21 protein-coding genes and 1 riboswitch are annotated in these 17758 nt (G+C 47.9%); of the genes, 10 read left to right on the forward strand and 11 right to left on the reverse strand.

Annotated features, from left to right (window positions below; genetic code table 11):
* Positions 1-672 (forward strand): DUF4191 domain-containing protein, encoded by a 672-nt coding sequence (locus AC8GFK_RS04135; RefSeq protein WP_095673649.1) that lies wholly within the window; start codon positions 1-3, stop codon positions 670-672.
* On the opposite strand, the gene AC8GFK_RS04140 is transcribed toward AC8GFK_RS04135, so the two are convergent.
* Positions 673-1047: an RDD family protein gene (locus AC8GFK_RS04140; RefSeq protein WP_506624783.1), complete on the reverse strand. Its 375-nt coding sequence runs from the start codon at positions 1045-1047 to the stop codon at positions 673-675.
* A 178-nt stretch (positions 1048-1225) separates the two neighbouring features.
* Here AC8GFK_RS04140 and glnA point away from each other — a divergent pair, with 178 nt between their 5' ends.
* Positions 1226-2659, forward strand: a complete 1434-nt coding sequence (gene glnA, locus AC8GFK_RS04145) for a type I glutamate--ammonia ligase (protein WP_095673651.1) — start codon at positions 1226-1228, stop codon at positions 2657-2659.
* A 69-nt stretch (positions 2660-2728) separates the two neighbouring features.
* Positions 2729-3412: a DNA alkylation repair protein gene (locus AC8GFK_RS04150; RefSeq protein WP_506624784.1), complete on the forward strand. Its 684-nt coding sequence runs from the start codon at positions 2729-2731 to the stop codon at positions 3410-3412.
* Here AC8GFK_RS04150 and AC8GFK_RS04155 read toward each other — a convergent pair.
* From AC8GFK_RS04155 to AC8GFK_RS04165, 3 genes are read right to left on the reverse strand one after another with little or no spacing between them, the layout of a single operon-like run.
* On the reverse strand, positions 3398-4627 hold the full coding sequence (locus tag AC8GFK_RS04155; RefSeq protein ID WP_506624785.1) for an MFS transporter: 1230 nt from the start codon (positions 4625-4627) through the stop codon (positions 3398-3400). The two genes, AC8GFK_RS04150 and AC8GFK_RS04155, sit on opposite strands and share 15 nt — an antisense overlap.
* A gap of 7 nt (positions 4628-4634) precedes the next feature.
* The gene (gene nhaA, locus AC8GFK_RS04160; protein ID WP_506624786.1) at positions 4635-5840 is read right to left on the reverse strand and encodes a Na+/H+ antiporter NhaA; all 1206 of its coding nucleotides are present in this window, start codon (positions 5838-5840) and stop codon (positions 4635-4637) included.
* 12 nt (positions 5841-5852) lie between these two features.
* Entirely contained in the window at positions 5853-7265 is a 1413-nt protein-coding gene (locus tag AC8GFK_RS04165) for a purine-cytosine permease family protein (RefSeq protein WP_506624787.1), read from the reverse strand.
* 56 nt (positions 7266-7321) lie between these two features.
* Positions 7322-7439, forward strand: a riboswitch (SAM riboswitch).
* A 65-nt stretch (positions 7440-7504) separates the two neighbouring features.
* Here AC8GFK_RS04165 and AC8GFK_RS04170 point away from each other — a divergent pair.
* Genes AC8GFK_RS04170 through AC8GFK_RS04180 form a run of 3 tightly spaced genes read left to right on the forward strand, consistent with a single transcriptional unit; the run spans position 7505 to position 9917 of the window.
* Positions 7505-8275, forward strand: coding sequence for an ABC transporter substrate-binding protein (locus AC8GFK_RS04170; RefSeq protein ID WP_506625785.1), 771 nt, complete (start codon positions 7505-7507; stop codon positions 8273-8275).
* A 44-nt stretch (positions 8276-8319) separates the two neighbouring features.
* Positions 8320-9168 carry an amino acid ABC transporter permease gene (locus AC8GFK_RS04175; protein WP_506624788.1) on the forward strand — a complete coding sequence of 283 codons (849 nt, stop codon included), beginning with the start codon at positions 8320-8322 and terminating at the stop codon, positions 9166-9168.
* A gap of 2 nt (positions 9169-9170) precedes the next feature.
* Positions 9171-9917: an amino acid ABC transporter ATP-binding protein gene (locus AC8GFK_RS04180; protein WP_506624789.1), complete on the forward strand. Its 747-nt coding sequence runs from the start codon at positions 9171-9173 to the stop codon at positions 9915-9917.
* A 21-nt stretch (positions 9918-9938) separates the two neighbouring features.
* Here the strand turns inward: AC8GFK_RS04180 and AC8GFK_RS04185 are convergent, their stop codons facing one another.
* Positions 9939-10769: an SDR family oxidoreductase gene (locus AC8GFK_RS04185; RefSeq protein WP_506624790.1), complete on the reverse strand. Its 831-nt coding sequence runs from the start codon at positions 10767-10769 to the stop codon at positions 9939-9941.
* Complete coding sequence (locus AC8GFK_RS04190; protein ID WP_506624791.1) at positions 10770-11513, reverse strand: enoyl-CoA hydratase/isomerase family protein; 744 nt, start codon at positions 11511-11513, stop codon at positions 10770-10772.
* A 178-nt stretch (positions 11514-11691) separates the two neighbouring features.
* Between AC8GFK_RS04190 and AC8GFK_RS04195 the strand changes: the two genes are divergently transcribed.
* Complete coding sequence (locus tag AC8GFK_RS04195) at positions 11692-12051, forward strand: hypothetical protein (protein WP_506624792.1); 360 nt, start codon at positions 11692-11694, stop codon at positions 12049-12051.
* 92 nt (positions 12052-12143) lie between these two features.
* Here AC8GFK_RS04195 and AC8GFK_RS04200 read toward each other — a convergent pair whose 3' ends face one another.
* Together AC8GFK_RS04200 and AC8GFK_RS04205 are read right to left on the reverse strand one after the other, a co-directional pair.
* Positions 12144-13241 carry an inositol-3-phosphate synthase gene (locus tag AC8GFK_RS04200; protein ID WP_506624793.1) on the reverse strand — a complete coding sequence of 366 codons (1098 nt, stop codon included), beginning with the start codon at positions 13239-13241 and terminating at the stop codon, positions 12144-12146.
* Positions 13238-13774: a PadR family transcriptional regulator gene (locus AC8GFK_RS04205; RefSeq protein ID WP_506624794.1), complete on the reverse strand. Its 537-nt coding sequence runs from the start codon at positions 13772-13774 to the stop codon at positions 13238-13240. The genes AC8GFK_RS04200 and AC8GFK_RS04205 overlap by 4 nt, the downstream gene beginning before the upstream one ends.
* Before the next feature lie 125 nt (positions 13775-13899).
* Between AC8GFK_RS04205 and AC8GFK_RS04210 the strand changes: the two genes are divergently transcribed.
* Entirely contained in the window at positions 13900-14553 is a 654-nt protein-coding gene (locus AC8GFK_RS04210) for a LysE family translocator (protein WP_506624795.1), read from the forward strand.
* Between the two features lie 14 nt (positions 14554-14567).
* Entirely contained in the window at positions 14568-15266 is a 699-nt protein-coding gene (locus AC8GFK_RS04215; protein WP_506624796.1) for a PD-(D/E)XK nuclease family protein, read from the forward strand.
* Here the strand turns inward: AC8GFK_RS04215 and AC8GFK_RS04220 are convergent.
* Complete coding sequence (locus AC8GFK_RS04220; protein ID WP_506624797.1) at positions 15263-15964, reverse strand: lysophospholipid acyltransferase family protein; 702 nt, start codon at positions 15962-15964, stop codon at positions 15263-15265. The genes AC8GFK_RS04215 and AC8GFK_RS04220 overlap by 4 nt on opposite strands.
* Positions 15965-16010: 46 nt before the next feature.
* Here AC8GFK_RS04220 and AC8GFK_RS04225 point away from each other — a divergent pair, with 46 nt between their 5' ends.
* Positions 16011-16292, forward strand: a complete 282-nt coding sequence (locus AC8GFK_RS04225; protein ID WP_506624798.1) for a hypothetical protein — start codon at positions 16011-16013, stop codon at positions 16290-16292.
* A 7-nt stretch (positions 16293-16299) separates the two neighbouring features.
* On the opposite strand, the gene AC8GFK_RS04230 is transcribed toward AC8GFK_RS04225, so the two are convergent.
* Positions 16300-17244: an ROK family glucokinase gene (locus tag AC8GFK_RS04230; protein WP_506624799.1), complete on the reverse strand. Its 945-nt coding sequence runs from the start codon at positions 17242-17244 to the stop codon at positions 16300-16302.
* Positions 17245-17679 carry an SRPBCC family protein gene (locus AC8GFK_RS04235; protein ID WP_095673666.1) on the reverse strand — a complete coding sequence of 145 codons (435 nt, stop codon included), beginning with the start codon at positions 17677-17679 and terminating at the stop codon, positions 17245-17247.
* Positions 17680-17758 lie beyond the last annotated feature (79 nt).

Below are 17758 nucleotides of genomic sequence, written 5' to 3' on the forward strand. Positions count from 1 at the left end.
ATGTTTAAGAAGAAAAATAAAGAAGCAAAGATCAAGACTCCTCGTTTTCAGACATTTCGTGATGCCTATAACGTCACCAAGGCTGTAAAACCATGGATTGGCATCGCCCTCATTGCAATCTTCTTGGTTGTACTTGTAGTCGGCATCTCACTTGGCTTTATCTTTGATCATCCTATTTATGGTGGATTCGTCACGATCCCACTTGCAGCACTTGCTGCCATGTTCTTCTTTACTCGCATTGCAGGCTCTGCTGCTTACTCTTCTATTGAAGGACAGATCGGCGCAGGCGCTAGCGTTCTTATGGCTATTCGCAAGGGATGGACAACAACTCCGGCTGTTGCAGTAAATCGCCAACAAGATATGGTCCACCGCAGCGTTGGACGTGCAGGAATTGTTCTTACCGGTGAAGGCGGATTTGCAGTTCGCCAGATGATTCAAGATGAGAAGCGAAAGTCTGAGCGATTCGCACCTGGCGTTCCAATCATCGAGGTTTACGTAGGCGATGGAGATGGACAAGTTCCTATCCGCAAATTACAGAAGCACCTCGCCAAGCTTCCAAAGAAATTATCTGCACATCAGATGCGTGAAGTTCGTGCGCGCCTGAAGGCTGTTGGTGGAATGTCTCTTCCTATTCCAAAGGGACCAATGCCAAAGGGAACAAAGATTCGCTAATTACCTTCTAGAAACCAAGACGGTATTTGAAAAGCGTTCATTAATTCCCCGACCATTCTCATCGAATGTGATTGCAGTGATGAGCGGTAGCAGAAGCGCAGTTCGAATCAAGGCCTGAATTGGCGTCACCGCCCCACCATCTGAGAAACGGACCACCTTGAGACCGACAAGGCGATGTCCGAATGACGATCCCCCAAGGGCGACGAAAATCGAGTACTCAGCGAAGAGCAGTATGAGGACCGGGATTCGGGCCTGCGGTACGCGATCGGTGAAGGAGCCGCCGCCGGCAAAGAAGCCGAGAGCGATGGCGTAGCAGGCGAGCCAATCAAGAGATATGCCGAGTAGTCGTCGGCCCTGGCTTACGCGTGGAAACATGCACGAAGCCTATCCCCAGGCGCCGGCGGGTGCGATGTGAGCCATTCGACGATGATGTAACACAGTTGTAACACCAAAATTATGACATTTTTACTCGGGCAAACTAGCCTTCACTCCATCAGCAGTACTCAATGATGAGGCAGCTGGGCGATAAACAGCCTCAATTGGAGTCCACACTATGTTTAAGAATTCTTCAGAGATTTTTGCATACATCAAGAAGGAAGATGTAAAGCTCGTTGACGTTCGCTTTACAGATCTTCCGGGAATTCAGCACCACTTCAACGTTCCTGTTGAATCATTCGACGAAGCAGTCTTCACAGATGGTCTTATGTTCGACGGTTCATCAATTCGCGGTTTCCAGTCAATTCACGAATCAGATATGAAGTTGCTTCCAGTTCCAGAATCAGCATTTATTGATCCATTCCGTCTTGAAAAGACTTTGGTCATCATCTTCTCTGTTCACAACCCTTCAGATGACACTCCTTACTCACGCGACCCACGTGGCGTAGTGAAGAAGGCAGTTGATTTCTTGAAGTCAACAGGTATTGCAGATCAGGCGTTCTTCGCTCCTGAAGCTGAGTTCTACGTCTTCGATGCAATTCGCTTTAAGACCGGAATCAACGAGGCATACCACCACATCGATTCATACGAAGGTTCATGGAATACAGGAATCGTTGCAGATCCAGATGGCACACCAAACCGTGGTTATCGCACACGCGTTAAGGGTGGCTACTTCCCTGTTTCCCCAACAGATCAGTTCGCTGATCTTCGTGACGAGATGGTTATGGAACTTGGTCGTGCAGGTCTTCAAGTTGAGCGTTCACACCACGAAGTTGGAACTGCTGGACAGATGGAGATCAACTACCGCTTCACAGACATTCTTACTGCAGGCGACGAATTGATGAAGTTTAAGTACATCATCCGTAACGTTGCATGGGAAGGTGGAAAGACCGCAACATTTATGCCAAAGCCACTCTTCGGAGATAACGGCTCAGGTATGCACGTTCACCAATCACTCTGGAAAGATGGCAAGCCACTCTTCTTCGAAGCTGGCACATATGGCGATCTCTCAGATATGGCACGTTGGTACATCGGTGGTCTCTTGAAGCATGCTCCATCACTTCTTGCATTCACCAACCCAACAGTGAACTCATACCGCCGCTTGGTTCCAGGTTATGAAGCGCCAGTAAACCTCGTTTACTCAGCTCGTAACCGTTCTGCATGTATCCGTATTCCAATTACTGGTTCATCACCAAAGGCAAAGCGCGTTGAATTCCGTTGCCCAGATCCATCATCAAACCCATACCTCGCATTTGCAGCAATGCTCATGGCTGGTATCGATGGAATCGTAAATAAGATCGAACCACCTGCTCCAGTTGATAAGGATCTCTACGAACTCGAAGGTGCAGAAGCTGCAGCTATTCCACAGGTTCCAGGATCACTCGATGCAGTTCTCGATTCACTCGAGAAGGATCACGAATTCCTTACAAAGGGTGGCGTCTTCACTGAAGACCTCATCGCTACATGGATCGAATGGAAGCGTAAGAACGAAGTTGATTACGTACGTCTACGTCCGCATCCAGCTGAATTCGAGCTCTACTACGACATCTAAAAATACTTACCCAAAGAACCCCGTCAGAAATGGCGGGGTTCTTTCATTTTCAAACGCTAATCTGGCGTCGTGACATACAGCAAAGAGTTCGTTGCAACGCTAAAACCTCAGCTCTCAGCCCTACGAAATCGCACGGCGGCAATTGGCGCTCAGAGCTATATGAAAGATATCGCCCCATTTCTTGGAGTTAAAACCCCAGAACGGAGATCTCTGGTCAAGAAGATTGCTCGAGAATTCGACCTTCCGACTAGCGATGAATTGGCACAGACCGCTCGTGCGCTCTGGAAGTTAGACGAGCGCGAGTTTCACTACGCCGCCTTTGATCTCATTCAAATCCATATCGATCAGGCGAATAAGAAATTTCTTGAAGAACATGTCGAGTATTTGATTACACATAAATCTTGGTGGGATACCGTCGATGGCCTGGGTTCGGCCGCCGTTTCTCCCCTGACCGATAAATATGGGTGCGAGAAGTTAATTGAGAAGTGGAATAAATCAACGAACATCTGGCTTATTAGATCTGCAATTCAACATCAACGTGGCAGAAGATTTGAAACAGATAATAAGTTGATTCTTCAATACTGCCACGAACACGCTGACTCACAGGAGTTCTTCATTGTGAAAGCAATTGGATGGGCCCTCCGCGATATGGCGAAGGTTTCTCCCCGCGATGTGCGAAATTTCTTAAGAGAGCATCCTGATTTGGGTCGTGTTGCTGTTCGCGAAGCAGAACGAGGTTTAGGCCGGAGTTGAAATCCAAGAACGAGTCACAAGTTTGTGCATCAGAACTCCGTTAATCAGGAATATTCCAGCCATGATGAACCATCCTTTTTGACCCAAGGTAATTGCCATCAGCGTTACGAATGCAGGCCCAAGAGTGCCTCCAAGTCCCCAACTCAGCGACCAGACTCCTTGATATTGCCCTTGATGTTTTTCATCAGCTAACCCAAAACCAATACTCCAGGAACCTGCTGATCCAATGAGCTCGCCATATACGTGTACTGCTGATGCCAAAACAAGAAGTGCGCTTGCAGTTATCGCACTGACTCCGTGTGATGTCGAATAGAGAATGCAGGCGATCGCAATCGCCAAGCTTGCCCGCCTATATAGCTTTGCGCCAGCAAATATCGGCCCGCTACCTTTACTCGCAGCCACCTGAAAGAGCATCACTGCGATGGTGTTGACCATCATAATCACAGATACCCACCAACGTGGCGCAGACGTCTCTCGTACCACCCACAAAGGAATAGCTACAGATTGCAATACGAAGTGAAGTGAGTTGATGGCATTGAGAGCAGTGGCCGCAACAAATCGCTTATCGCGAAGAGCCTGGAACGAGATCGGTTCGCCTCGTTCAACCGTTGGCTCCATGTAGGGCATCTTGCGAAATACAACCCCCGCAAGAATGAAGGTCACCGCATCCCCTGCGAGCATCAACTGATAACCAAGCGGCGTATTAACCGCAAGAGCAATTCCTGCAAAGACAGTACCGAGTGAAATTCCAAAGTTGGTAATTGCGCGTTGATAGGCACGAATAGCTACGCGCTCTTCACCTTCTCCCAATTTTGCGATGGTTGCCATTCGCATCGTCTGAGAGATATTTCCGAGTATTCCCATACCGATATTGACCAGTAAAAACGGAAGATAGGTATGAACTGACAGAAGGGCAAACATCAGCATGCCTTCAAGGATCATCGCAAGAGCTGCAATGTCACGAGGACCAAAACGATCAGAAATATGACCAGCAGGAACGCTTACAGAAAGCGCTACTCCCCCAGCGATTGAGAGAGCGAGAGCAACCTTTGCAGGAGATAGTCCGACAATCAGAGTGAAGTAGATGACCTCAATTGTCATAAATAGCCCGTTACCAAATGTATTAATGAGCGTGGATAAGCTCATCGTTCGCTTGGCATGATCAGCCGGAATTATGCGAGCAGTCCAATGCCCTAAGCCCCTAGAGATATTCATCAGTTAGTTAACTCTTGAGATGAGCTTTGGCTGCAAAAAACTTAAAGAGAATGACGCTCAAGAGGCCACTTACTACGGATGCGAAAATCACCGCAATAATTGCAAGGTCCTGATCTGCCTTTTCGCGGAATGCTAGATTTGCTATGAATATCGCAACGGTAAATCCAATACCTGCAGCGCTTCCAGTGGCAAGAATTGCAGGCTTTGAAGCACCTTCTGGGTAATCCCCCACATTCAATTTCTTAGCCGTTACTACTGTGATGATGATTCCAAGTGGCTTACCGACAACAAGTCCTACAAAAATACCCCACGCAATAGGTGAGTTAGCTGCACTCTCAAGTGCGTTGGCAGAAATCTCCACACCGGTATTGGCAAAGGCGAAGATTGGAACGATGACAAAGCTGCTCCATGGGTGAAGTTTCGCTTCCAGCCATTCGATAATCGTCAGTGTGCCATCTTCTACATCTTCAATATGAGAATTGGTCTTAACGATATTAGGAGTAAGAAGTCCCAGAATTACTCCCGCCAAAGTCGCATGAATTCCGCTGCGATATAGGAAGTACCAGAGCGAGGCTCCCAAGATGAGATAGAAGAAAGGATGCATAACTCCGAGTCTTGCTATTGCAACGATAAGCAGAATTGAGATACAGGCAGATATAACCCATCCGAATCCGACACCTGTTGAATAGATGAAGGCGATGATCAGAATTGCACCGATATCGTCAATGACGGCAAGCCCCAGAAGAAAGGTGCGCAGTGACGGCGCAACAGATGTGCCAATCAAAGCGAGTAACCCAACGGCAAGTGCTATATCCGTAGCTACAGGAACTCCCCAACCTCGAGAATCAGTCTTTCCGGCAATTGCCAAATAGATTGCTGCGGGTAGTGCCATTCCACCAATCGCTGCGATGAAAGGCATTACTGCACTTCTAGAGGTTGCTAAATGACCAGATGTAACTTCGCGCTTAATCTCAAGACCTACAACAAAGAAGAAGACTGTCATCAAGATGTAGTTAATAACTTTGAGAGTTGTTAACTTCAGATAGAAAAGTCCACCACCGATTTCAAAACCAGAATCGAGAGTGGAAAAATACTGTGAGCCCAATGGGCTATTGGCTACTAAAAGACCGAGCGCCGCTGCTGCGAGAAGGAAAATACCGCTAGAGGATTCGCGGTGAAGAAAATCCTTAAGTGGAGCAATTCTTGCGCGCATTAGCGCACGTTATCACGAAGCGTTGTTGTGAAGTCTGATTCTTTTTCGCGCAACGATGAAATAACCCACGAAACCGATAATCAGGGCAAAGAAGATTCCAAGATTGGCATAAGCCCAAGATCCTTCTTTACCGCCAAGGACTCCTAAGAAGTAACCTTGCCAAGATAGCCAGCTTGCAAAACTATTTGTGACAAAGCCCCATCCAATGATTGTTCCCACAGCCATTACTGCAATAGAACCAAAATTCCAAGATCCGTATATTCCATCAGTTCTATAAAGATCTGTTTCGTCGTAACGCTTCCGCATCAGAACATCTGTTACGAATATTGCAGACCACGTTGCTACAGGTACTCCGAGAGTGATGAGTAACCCTTGGAATGGGAAGAAGAAGTCATCTGCGACCCAGACAAAATAGATGGTTCCGATAAGCATAAGTATCGAATCAATCGATGCTGCGATATGTCTCTTCACAGGAAGTCCAATTGAAATCAGAGTCATCCCTGAAGAGTAGAGATCAAGAATCGCTCCCCCAACCAACCCAAGGATTGCGACAAGTGCAAAAATAATCAGATACCAGGTAGGCAAAATTGTTGTCAGTGCGCCGATTGGGTCTGTTGCAATAGCTCCTGCAAGTTCTTCACTACTGCCAGATAGCGCTGCACCATAAGTTACGAGAATGATCGGAACGATTGAGGCTCCGAAAACGGTCCAGAAAACTACAGAACGGTTTGAAACGGTTCGTGGCAAGTAGCGCGAGTAATCTGCTGCTGAATTTACCCAGCCAAGACCAATCCCTGTTGCTCCGAAAATAAGAGCGCCAATAAATGCCTGACTATTTCCATTCTTCATTGACGAGATTACGTTCCAATCAACCTTAGAAATTGTCAGTGCGATGTAAATAAGCGTTGCGATAATCGTGATTGTCGTGATGTATCTCTGCAATTTCATGATCGCTTCGAAGCCGAGCACTCCAGCTGAAACGGTCAGCGAAACGGCGATAACGAAGCCAATAATCATCGCGACGTTGTGCTCAATGCCGCCAAGTCGGATGAATACAGTTCCAGTAGCAAGTGTCGCTAGCGAGACTAGAACTGTCTCCCATCCAACGAAGATGAGATAAGAAAGCGCGCCCGGAATTAGGTTTCCCTTAACTCCGAATGTGGCGCGCGATATCACCATCGTTGGAGCATTCGACTTCTTTCCAGCAAGTGAGCTAACCCCAACAAGCAAGAAGGAAAGAACTGTTCCAAGGAAGGCAGCAATTGTCGCCTGCCAGAATGAGATGCCGAATCCAAGAAAGAATGAACCGTAAGAAAGCGCTAGAAGCGAAACGTTTGCACCACACCATGGCCAAAAGAGCGAAGAGGCCTTGCCCTGTCTTTCGCTCTCGCGAATGACATTTGTTCCGTTCAATTCAAGGTTCATAGCGACGAAGGTTACGCGGTTTCAATCTAGCTAGCACTCTTGATAGTCTTCGCGTCGGTCACGAGTATCAAAGAATGCACCGGCACTTTGATCGGCAACCCTCCAAGGCGGCGGGGTGCCCTTCCGGATGAATACGACCAGGTCTTGAGTACATCACCAAGACAAGCGCATCAGAAAGGCGTGGAACGTTGAATACAAAAATCAAAATCGCTCTCGTAGCACTCGTAGCCATTGTGGCTATTGCAATTCCTGTTGTTAACGCACAGAAAGATTCTGGCTGCGGTCAGATTAAAGAAGGCGTACTTACTATCGGAACTGACGATCCTGCATATGGTCCATGGTTCGATGACAACACACCATCAAACGGCAAGGGTTATGAAGCTGCAGTTGCTTATGCAGTCGCAGAAGAACTCGGTTACTCAGCTGACAAGGTTGAATGGGTAAAAGTTCCATTCAATAAGGTAATTCAGCCAGGTTGCAAGGATTTCGACTTCGATATCAATCAGGTCTCAATCACTGATGAACGTAAGAATGCTGTTGATTTCTCATCTGGCTACTACGACGTTTCTCAGACAGTAATCACTGTTAAGGGATCAAAGATTGCAGGAGCAAAGTCCATCGCTGATCTCAAGGGCGCAAAGCTCGGAGCTCAGGTAGGAACTACTTCTTACGCAACCATCACTGATGTCATCAAGCCAACTCAATCACCTGCGGTATTTGATACCAACGATGTTGCGAAGCAGGCTCTTGCTAACGGACAGATTGATGGACTCGTCGTTGATCTACCTACAGCTTTCTACATCACAGCGGTTGACCTAGAGAACGGTCTCATTGTTGGACAGTTCCCGGCTCAAGCTGGCGGCGAGCAATTTGGTCTCGTGCTTTCTAAGGGAAGCAAGCTCACCAAGGATGTAACGGCTGCTGTCGATGCACTTCGTGCAAATGGAACTCTTGCAAAGATTGCTGATGCTTGGCTAGCAAGCACAGTCGGCGCACCAGTTCTTAAGTAATACTTAATTTCACGTATTACAGATTTAAGAAAGCGAGAGGTCCGATGACTTATCAGCCATCTTCGTTGCAACTGCAACGCGAGGCTGCCAAGCGTCGGGCCTCTCGCCGTTCTACCCTTATTGCACTTTCAAGCACGCTGGCGGTTGGTTTCCTTCTTGTCTTATTAATCACCGGCGCTCAAGGTTATGAGATGGTGAAGAACTCATTCTTCAACTGGAGCTATGCCAAAGAAGCAATGCCTTCGGTCTTTCGCGGGCTACTGCTCAACCTACGTGTTTTAATAGTCGCCGAATTCTTTGTGCTGTTATTGGGTCTTCTTATTGCTATTGCACGAACTACAACTTCTCCAGTGCTTTATCCATTACGCCTGGTGGCAACGATTTATACAGATCTCTTCCGCGGACTTCCTTTGCTACTCGTCCTCTTGCTAGTCGGCCTCGGCATCCCAGGACTTCGTATTAGCTGGATTCCAAATTCCGCAGTTGTTCTTGGAACGGTCGCATTGGTACTTACCTATTCAGCTTATGTTGCGGAAGTAATTCGAGCGGGCATCGAAGGCGTGAATCCAACGCAACGTCAGGCAGCTCGCGCGTTAGGACTTTCACAGTCACAAACTCTTGAGCATGTGGTTCTTCCTCAAGCATTTCGAAATGTGACTCCCCCACTTCTCAATGACCTTGTCTCGCTACAGAAAGATTCAGGGCTGATCTCTGTTCTCGGCGCGGTTGACGCAATTCGTGCAGCCGGAATCCAAACAGCTCAATCATTTAACTTCACCCCATATCTCGTTGCTGGTGCGCTCTTCGTACTTCTCACGATTCCTCTTACTCGCTTCACGGACTGGCTCACTCGCAGGCAAGATGCTCGTCAACGAGCACAAGGACAGTGGTAGCCATGAGCGCGCTCTTTGAGGTTAAGAACATCCGCAAATCCTTTGGCGAGAACTTGGTTCTCGATGATGTCTCCATTGATTTCCCAGCGCAGTCTGCAACGGTAATCATCGGAGCAAGCGGTTCTGGCAAGAGTACTTTGATGCGCTGCATGAACCTTCTGGAAGAACTTAACGATGGTCAGATTAATCTCGATGGCGCAGATATCTCTGCCTACGGAACAGATATAGATACAGTGCGCGGACAAATAGGTTCGGTTTTTCAAGCATTTAACCTTTTCCCACATTTATCTGTAGTAGATAACATCACGCTCGCTCCACGCTTGGTTCATGGAGTTAAGAAAGATGTCGCAGATAAGAACGCTCGCGAACTCCTAAAGCGCTTTGGTCTACTGGAGAAAGCCGATGAGTTTCCCAATCTACTCAGCGGTGGGCAACAGCAACGCGTAGCAATTATTCGCGCAGTAGCTACGAACCCCAAGATCCTCCTTCTCGATGAGGTAACGAGTGCGCTCGATCCTGTACTCATCGCAGAAGTACTGACTTTAATTGCAGAACTTAAAGAAGAGGGCATGACTATGGTCATCGCAACTCACGAAATGGGATTTGCAAAGAAGATTGCCGATAGCGTCGTCTTTCTCCACAAGGGGCGAGTCCACGAATCAGGAACACCTGATCAAATCTTTGGCTCACCTCAAACGCAAGAGTTGAAAGATTTCCTAAGCGCGCTTCATCAAGCAGGCAGGCTCTAACTTATAACCTTCCAGGTTGAATTAGTCGAGGAAGAAATCGAGCAAGAAATCCTTAGTTCCAGGAACTACCGAATATTTCTCTAGATCCGTAATGCCTTCAGAAGCCAAAACTTCATCATCAACAAAGAAGTTTCCAGTGCACTCTTTAGAATTTCTATTGAGAATGATGTAAGCGCTATCGGACAAAATTTCCGGGGTTCGGCACGCAGCAGTATCAACACCTGGGATCATCTGTAGCGCAGCGGTATCGATTGCAGTGCGCGGCCAGAGTGCATTAACTGCAATCCCATCGCGCTTGAATTCTTCGGACATTCCAAGAACGCACATGCTCATTCCATACTTTGCCATTGTGTAAGCAACGTGGTTCTTAAACCACTTTGGTTTCATGGAAAGTGGAGGTGACAGAGTCAAAATATGTGGGTTGCGTCCAGCCTCAGCTGACTCGCGCAAGTGTGGGATTGCAGCCTGAGAAGTAAGAAAAGTCCCGCGAACGTTGACATCAAACATGAGATCAAATCTCTTTGCAGGCGTATCTTCAGTGCGAGTTAAGTTGATGGCACTTGCATTATTAATCAGAATATCGATTCCACCGAACTCTTTTGCAGCAAGCGCAACAGCCTCGGCTATCTGATTCTCATCGCGTAAATCGCATTGAATAGGAAGCGCCGTTCCGCCAGCTGCTCGGATTTCATCAGCTGCTGTATGGATAGTTCCGGGCAACTTTGGGTTGGGATCAGAAGTCTTTGCAGCAATCGCGACAGATGCGCCATCTTGGGCAGCGCGAAGTGCAATTGCCAAGCCGATTCCGCGAGATCCCCCTGTGATGAAGATGCGCTTACCTTGAAGTGACATTTACTTTCCCTTCTTTGCCATGAACTTCATAAATGCTTCTGCTGCTTCTTCGGATTGAAGAGCGAGAGCAAAGAGCTGGAACTCAGCGAGCATGACATGGGCCACTGCATCATGCTTATTCGCCTTCATAAGCGCTTTGGTATTCATAATCGCTTTCGGTGGTTGTTCAGCAATCTTCTCTGCAATTTCTAGAGCTTCGGTTTCGGGATCCCCCGCGATGCTGGCAATCATCCCCATCTGGAGGGCAACATCGGCAGAGAAGGATTCACCTGTCATGAATATCTTTGCAGCTCGTTGATATCCAACTAACTCAGGAAATAACTTGGTAGACCCAGCTTCAGGGACAAGTCCAAGTGAGGTAAATGGCATCGAGAAACTGGCGCTCGGAGAAGCAACGACAACATCGCAATGTAGAAGCATTGTTGTGCCAACTCCTACGGCATTTCCTTTAACTGCAGCTAGAAGTGGTTTTGGGAACTCGAGTAGAGAGCCGAGAAATTTTGCTACATCGGAATCTGCTTCAGTAGGTGGATTCGACATGAAATCTCTAATGTCATTTCCTGCCGTGAAGTGATCGCCTTCGCTGGTGATTACGACACAACGAATTGATTCATCTTCGGCTGCCTGGTTGAGCTGTTGCGCCAGTTCGCCATACATTCCCCGAGTAATCGCATTCATCTTTTCTGGGCGATTGAAGCGAATAACAAGGGTTTGCCCTTGCCGAGAGGTCGTGATTTCCGTCATTTGGGCATCCTAAAGGGTGGCAAAGGCAAATGAAAGGATGTTTGCAGGAGCATAATAGGAATTAGCAACGGAGATGTCGCTGAAATGGCTAGAGACATCACAATTACAAGTAGAGAATTATCGCCCTTTGAACAATTGGTGCTGGGTTTACTCTGCGAAGGTAAAACAAATATCGCTATTGCCCGCGATTGTCACAGCAGTTGGATTTGGACTTTCTGTATTTCTATTCACGGCAGCTGCTCTTCTTAACTGGGGTGCCACATTTGCCTCTGATTCAGTCAAGAGCCAACTAGATAATCAGAACATTTCATTCCCAGCTGCCGATGCCATGCCAGAAGCAACTAAGGCTCAACTGGCAAAGTGGGCCGAGAAGAAGGTTACAACAGGTGAAATGGCTCGCGATTATTCAGATCTTTACATTTGGGAACATATGAAGGGATCTGCAATTGCAGCACTCGTTGGAGGGCTCGTCATGCTTCTTCTCTCAATCGCGGGGTTAGTACACATTCGTCGCACTCCAGATAGCGCGACGATTTAACCCTCCTCTCTTCAACTCTCCGTGAAGGTTGAGGGGATAAGAAACCCCGGCCCTGAGCAATCAGGACCGGGGTTTTCTCTTACTCAATAGATTTATCGATCAAGCTTTCCGGAGATGAAATCTTCAACCTTAGTATGAGCCTGTTCATCTGTGTACTGCACTGGTGGAGTCTTCATAAAGTATGAAGAAGGTGAGAGTAGCGCTCCCCCAACCTTGCGATCTAAACCGATCTTTGCGCAACGAAGTGCATCAATGATGACACCTGCTGAGTTTGGCGAATCCCATACTTCTAGCTTGTATTCGAGGTTCAAAGGCACGTCACCGAAAGCACGACCCTCAAGACGAACATATGCCCACTTGCGATCATCAAGCCATGGAATGTAATCCGATGGACCAATGTGAACATTCTTTGCACCCATATCGTGATCAAGCTGGGAAGTAACAGAGTTAGTCTTCGAAATCTTCTTTGACTCGAGGCGGTCGCGTTCGAGCATATTCTTAAAGTCCATATTTCCACCTACGTTGAGCTGATAGGTGCGATCGAGGTGGACACCGCGATCTTGGAATAACTTAGCCATGATTCGGTGTGTGATGGTCGCGCCAACTTGGCTCTTGATGTCATCGCCAACGATAGGAAGACCCGCATCCTCAAACTTCTTTGCCCAGACTGGGTCAGATGCAATAAAGACTGGAAGAGCATTAACGAATGCGCAACCTGCATCAATTGCACACTGTGCATAGTACTTTGCAGCATCTTCTGAACCAACAGGTAGGTAACAGATAAGAACGTCTACTTGTTCTTCCTTAAGAGCTGCAACAACATCTACTGGGCTCTCAGTTGATTCTTGAATTGTCTCTTTGTAATACTTTCCAAGTCCATCATGAGTCACTCCGCGCTGGACAGGAACGCCTGTCTCTGCAACGTCAGAGAACTTAATCGTGTTGTTTTCACTTGCCCAGATTGCATCCGCAAGATCTAAGCCGACCTTCTTTGCATCGACATCGAAAGCTGCAACAAATTTGATGCTGTTGATGTGATACCCGCCGACTACTGCGTGCATAAGTCCTGGAATCTCTTGATCGAGGGCTGCATCCTTGTAATAGGTAACTCCCTGTACGAGTGAGTTAGCGCAGTTGCCAACGCCAACAATCGCTACACGGATGTCGCCTTCTTGAGTCTTGATATTCACTTATTGTTCCCCTCGGTTGTGATCATGTCTTTAAGCCAGGCGATCTCACGCTCTAGCGACTCGAGAGAGAAGCGGCGCCACTCCTCGAGGTATCTATCAATCCCTGCAGAAGAACTCTTAAGATCTTCGCGCAGAACATCTGCTTTTTCTTCTAAGCGACGAAGTCGCCCTTCTAAAATTCGAACGCGGTTCATCGTTGTAGTTGGGCTGAAGAAGGCGAAGCGAATGCCAAAACCTTCATCTTCCCAAGCGTCGGCAGTCACAGCGCTATTGAGCTCTTCGAATCTCTGTGACCCTTTTTTGGTGATCGTGTAGACGATGCGAGTTCGGCGTGAAGTCACGCCAATCTCCTTCGCCTCGATAACTTCCGAAATAACCATCTTCTTCAACTGTGGGTAGAGAACTGAGAACGAGAGCGCTCTGAAGGGGCCGAAGATTGCCATCAGCCTCTTGCGAAGCTCGTATCCATGCAAAGGACCCTCTTCGAGAAGGCCCAGGAGGGCGAACTCGAGAGATTCTGAGCGTGAACGCATCGCATCTTCCCCCCATCTATGTTGATTAGATATATCGTATCGATATATAGCAATTAAAGCCCCTCTTGGCCTTGAGGGCAAATCGCCACGCACATTTCAAGGGTTCCATTGGTTACCTTTACCCCATGTTGAGCGGAGTGATTCCTAGTCGCATACCGGAATATCTGGTGGCTGCGATGATCATCATCATCGCTCCTGGGCCAAGCGTCCTCTTCGTCATTGCTCGAGCTGTTTCCTGGGGTCGGAAAATCTCGATCCTCACCGTCGCCGGAAATGTCATGGGCTCTTTCGTACTTTCGACACTTGTCGCCCTAGGCGTTGGTCCAATTCTTCAGAAATGGCACATCACATACATTGCAGTGCAATGGGCTGGTGGTCTTTATCTGATTTATCTTGGAATCGATGCAATTAGGAAACGCGCGCTACACGCCGCAGATATGACAAACCAAGGACCCGTTGCGCCAACCGTTCGTCAATCAATCCGCGATGGATTCTGGGTCGGAGTACTTAATCCCAAAGCGATTGTTTTCTTTGCTGCAGTTTTGCCGCAATTTGTAGATATCGATGGCGGACATGTCACCACTCAATTAATTTTTCTTGGTCTTGTCTTCTGCGTTCTGGCATTTATCTCTGACGGAAGTTGGGGTCTGCTTGCCGGTACTGCACGCGCTTGGCTTGCAACAGATAATAAACGCCTAGAACGACTCCGTGCTGCCGGCGGAACAATCATGATTATCTTGGGACTCGCCGTCCTATTCTCGGCAGTTGTCACTGGGTAAGGAGAAGATGAGATATGAAAAAGCCTGATGTTCCTGCGCGCGACACCATTGCCCCATCCGATCTCACCTTTGGGCTTTCTACTTGCAAGCGCTGCTTATGGCTTAAGTACTGGTTTAAATTTGATTTGAAGAAAGAGTTTCCACTCGTCAAACCGCTTGCTGATTCTCAAGAAGAACATTTCCGCCGAGCTTCGATGCAAGATATCGATGCCTCGTTAAAGCCGGGTGTTGTGAAGCAATGGGGTCAATGGGTAAAGAGCGCACCAATATCAATCAATGGCTTCGAAACACGTTGGAAGATTCTTGGAATCTACGACCTGCTTGGCCATTACACAGATGGCACTGTAGGAATTATTGATTGCAAGGTTTCAGATTCTGCTCGCGACAATGGGCCCTTCTATGCGCCACAGTTAGAGGCATATGCACATGCCCTCGAGAACCCTGATCGCGGAAAGCCATTTCCGGTTTCCAGCATGGGTCTTCTGATTTGGAAATTAGCTGGAGTAACCGAGACTTCACCGAGTGAACTCGCTTCCAACTCTCATGGCTTTGGCGTCAATCAACACTATGTTCCAGTCGAGCGAGATTCCGATCGTTTTATGTCGATTCTCGAAGAGTTGATTACAACTATCGAGGGTGGGATGCCAGATTCAGGCCCTGAATGCAGCGTCTGTAATTACTTGGTTAAGCGTGCAGAGCTAGAGATTGATTAATCGTTCTCTTCGCTATTTTCGACGTTAATTCCTGATTTCTTCGCCTTCACAGCGTAGGTGTCGACGTACTCCTGGCCAGATAACTGTTGGATACGTTTCATGATTTGATCAGTAACTTCGCGCAAGTATTGCAAATCTGTTGAATCGCCTTCAAAGTACATTGGTTCGCCAAATGTGATTCCAACGCGCATGATCTTTGGAATGACTGTGCCAGTCGGCTGAATCTTGTCGGTGTTAAACATCGCAATTGGAATTACGGGTGCGCCTGATTCAATAGCAAGGCGAGCAATACCTGTGCGTCCTTTATAGAGGCGCCCGTCAGGAGAACGAGTGCCTTCAGGATAAATTCCTAGGGAATTACCCCCGGCAAGTACTTCGAGCCCGGTGATCAAAGCTGCTTCACTACGTCGTCCACCTGAACGATCGACAGGTACTTGTCCCAAAGCGATGAAAGTTAATTTCTTGAGAAGCCCCTTGGGTCCAGGAGATGTGAAGTACTCACTCTTTGCCAAGAAGGTAACTTTGCGAGGCACGACGAGCGGCATAAAAATCGAATCACTAAATGAGAGATGGTTCGAAGCAAGAATCAGTGGTCCAGTTGATGGAACGCTACGCAGCCCCTTCACCTTCGGGCGAAAGAGCAACATCAAAAATGGTGTCAGAAATGCCCGGAGGGTGCCGTAGGGCAGATTGTTCATAGGCGCTAATTTAGCCTGAATCGACCCATTTGTGCGAACATAAACCATGAGCAAGCGTGAATCGGGCCATGAATCAGATGATGCATTCGATGACAAAGAACTCATTGATGCAGAATTCCAATCAATGGTTGAGGGTCTATCGCTCGATGAATCTGCTCCAACGACGTACCTCGATGAACTAGATGCGATAGATCATTCCAATAGATTCTCACCGCCGACAATTCCAAAGAGATCACTTATTAATCAAATAAAAGATTCACTGAACGCAATGGTGCGCTGGAAGAATAATCGCAATAACCAACACCCTGACGACGGTGCTGCTCTGTAAAAAAAGTTTACGAACGAGCTAAATCAGCAACTCCGACTAGCCCTGCTTCATTACCCAATTGCGCTGCAATGATTTCTGGGTATGGATGCTTTCCAGCAAAAGGCATTGACTGCTCAAGTGCTTTTCGAGTTGGTTCAAGGAGAATCTCGCCCGCATCGATTACTCCACCGCCGATGACAACGCATTCAGGATCGAGAACTACAGAAAGCGTTGCAATTCCCGCGCCCAGCCATTGTCCAGTTGTGTTGAAGGCAGCGAGTGCAACTGCATCGCCGTCACGAGCAGCTTCAGTTATATCTTTTCCAGTAAGTCCCTGAATAGTTCCATCGCCTCGTGAAAGTAAGTTACGTGCAATATCAGGACTTGCTGCAATCGCTTCACGGGCATGGCGCATGAGCGCATTTCCAGAACCATATTGTTCAAAGCAACCACGTGCTCCGCATCCGCAGAGATGGCCTTCTGGAACTACGCGGATATGACCGATTTCAGCAGCAACTCCGAACGCACCGCGGTAGAGCTCGCCATTTACAACAATGCCGCCACCAATACCTGTGCCCACAGTCAACATCAACATGTGGCGCTTTCCACGTCCTGCTCCGAAACGAGCTTCGCCCCAAGCGGCCGCGTTGGCATCATTTTCAATCACAACAGGTAAACCGATTAGTGAGGTGAGTTCATAATCTAAATCAACACCATTCCAGCCAGCGATGTTGGGAGTAGCAAGCATTGTTTTTCTATCTGATGAGACAAACCCTGCAGCAGATACTCCGACAGAGTCGACTGTAAATTCTTTCTTTAATTCAAGTGCCACATCGGCGATAGTTTGCGTAAGAGCAGCTCCACCTTCACGTGGCGTATCTCGTCGGGCAGTCTTTAGGACAGCGCCGAATTCATCGACAACTCCCCCGAGGACTTTTGTACCGCCGACATCGACGCCAATGGTGTAACTCATTTAGCCGACTCGCTCAGCCAACTCCTTGAGAGCAGCATCAATGGTCTGCTTCTGCGCCTTTGTGATCATCATGGCAGGAACAGGCATGCCAACAGCGACTGTGAGTTCGTAGGTAACTTCTGTTGAATCTGAATCGATTGCCTTGAGCGTGTAGGCGCCATCCATCTGTGTCAGTAAATCAGCTTCATCCATTGTGAAAGAGAGCGAAGCAGGTGCTGCGCTCCAATCGTAATCAAGAGTGACTCGATCTTTCATCATGCCGGCATCGATAGCTAATTTCGCCTTGAGTACCCGACCGGACGAATCACTTTCAATGACATCCGCCTTCTTGATGGAGCTCAGCCACTCGGGGTAGCTCCCAATAGAAAATAGGGCGGCTTCAACATCCGCTAGGGGTGCATCGATAATGACTGTGGAAACGCTCTTCTCTGACATGGGCGCAAGGCTACCAACACTCACCCAGAAGTAATACGCGCTCGGAATCTTCCCTTTTCACCCACTCGCCCGCTAGCGT

This window comes from Planktophila turicensis (SeqCode) (genome assembly GCF_965234405.1).
Lineage (GTDB): Bacteria > Actinomycetota > Actinomycetes > Nanopelagicales > Nanopelagicaceae > Planktophila > Planktophila turicensis.

Excerpts from the sequence above, each read along its gene's own strand:
- AC8GFK_RS04185 (WP_506624790.1), bottom strand. The coding sequence starts at position 10,769 with ATGTCACTTCAAGGTAAGCGCATCTTCATCACAGGGGGATCTCGCGGA.
- AC8GFK_RS04225 (WP_506624798.1), top strand. The coding sequence starts at position 16,011 with ATGAGCAAGCGTGAATCGGGCCATGAATCAGATGATGCATTCGATGAC.
- AC8GFK_RS04215 (WP_506624796.1), top strand. The coding sequence starts at position 14,568 with ATGAAAAAGCCTGATGTTCCTGCGCGCGACACCATTGCCCCATCCGAT.
- AC8GFK_RS04180 (WP_506624789.1), top strand. The coding sequence starts at position 9,171 with ATGAGCGCGCTCTTTGAGGTTAAGAACATCCGCAAATCCTTTGGCGAG.
- AC8GFK_RS04190 (WP_506624791.1), bottom strand. The coding sequence starts at position 11,513 with ATGACGGAAATCACGACCTCTCGGCAAGGGCAAACCCTTGTTATTCGC.
- glnA (WP_095673651.1), top strand. The coding sequence starts at position 1,226 with ATGTTTAAGAATTCTTCAGAGATTTTTGCATACATCAAGAAGGAAGAT.
- AC8GFK_RS04230 (WP_506624799.1), bottom strand. The coding sequence starts at position 17,244 with ATGAGTTACACCATTGGCGTCGATGTCGGCGGTACAAAAGTCCTCGGG.
- AC8GFK_RS04175 (WP_506624788.1), top strand. The coding sequence starts at position 8,320 with ATGACTTATCAGCCATCTTCGTTGCAACTGCAACGCGAGGCTGCCAAG.
- AC8GFK_RS04140 (WP_506624783.1), bottom strand. The coding sequence starts at position 1,047 with ATGTTTCCACGCGTAAGCCAGGGCCGACGACTACTCGGCATATCTCTT.
- AC8GFK_RS04210 (WP_506624795.1), top strand. The coding sequence starts at position 13,900 with ATGTTGAGCGGAGTGATTCCTAGTCGCATACCGGAATATCTGGTGGCT.
- nhaA (WP_506624786.1), bottom strand. The coding sequence starts at position 5,840 with ATGCGCGCAAGAATTGCTCCACTTAAGGATTTTCTTCACCGCGAATCC.
- AC8GFK_RS04155 (WP_506624785.1), bottom strand. The coding sequence starts at position 4,627 with ATGAATATCTCTAGGGGCTTAGGGCATTGGACTGCTCGCATAATTCCG.
- AC8GFK_RS04135 (WP_095673649.1), top strand. The coding sequence starts at position 1 with ATGTTTAAGAAGAAAAATAAAGAAGCAAAGATCAAGACTCCTCGTTTT.
- AC8GFK_RS04205 (WP_506624794.1), bottom strand. The coding sequence starts at position 13,774 with ATGCGTTCACGCTCAGAATCTCTCGAGTTCGCCCTCCTGGGCCTTCTC.
- AC8GFK_RS04220 (WP_506624797.1), bottom strand. The coding sequence starts at position 15,964 with ATGAACAATCTGCCCTACGGCACCCTCCGGGCATTTCTGACACCATTT.
- AC8GFK_RS04165 (WP_506624787.1), bottom strand. The coding sequence starts at position 7,265 with ATGAACCTTGAATTGAACGGAACAAATGTCATTCGCGAGAGCGAAAGA.
- AC8GFK_RS04235 (WP_095673666.1), bottom strand. The coding sequence starts at position 17,679 with ATGTCAGAGAAGAGCGTTTCCACAGTCATTATCGATGCACCCCTAGCG.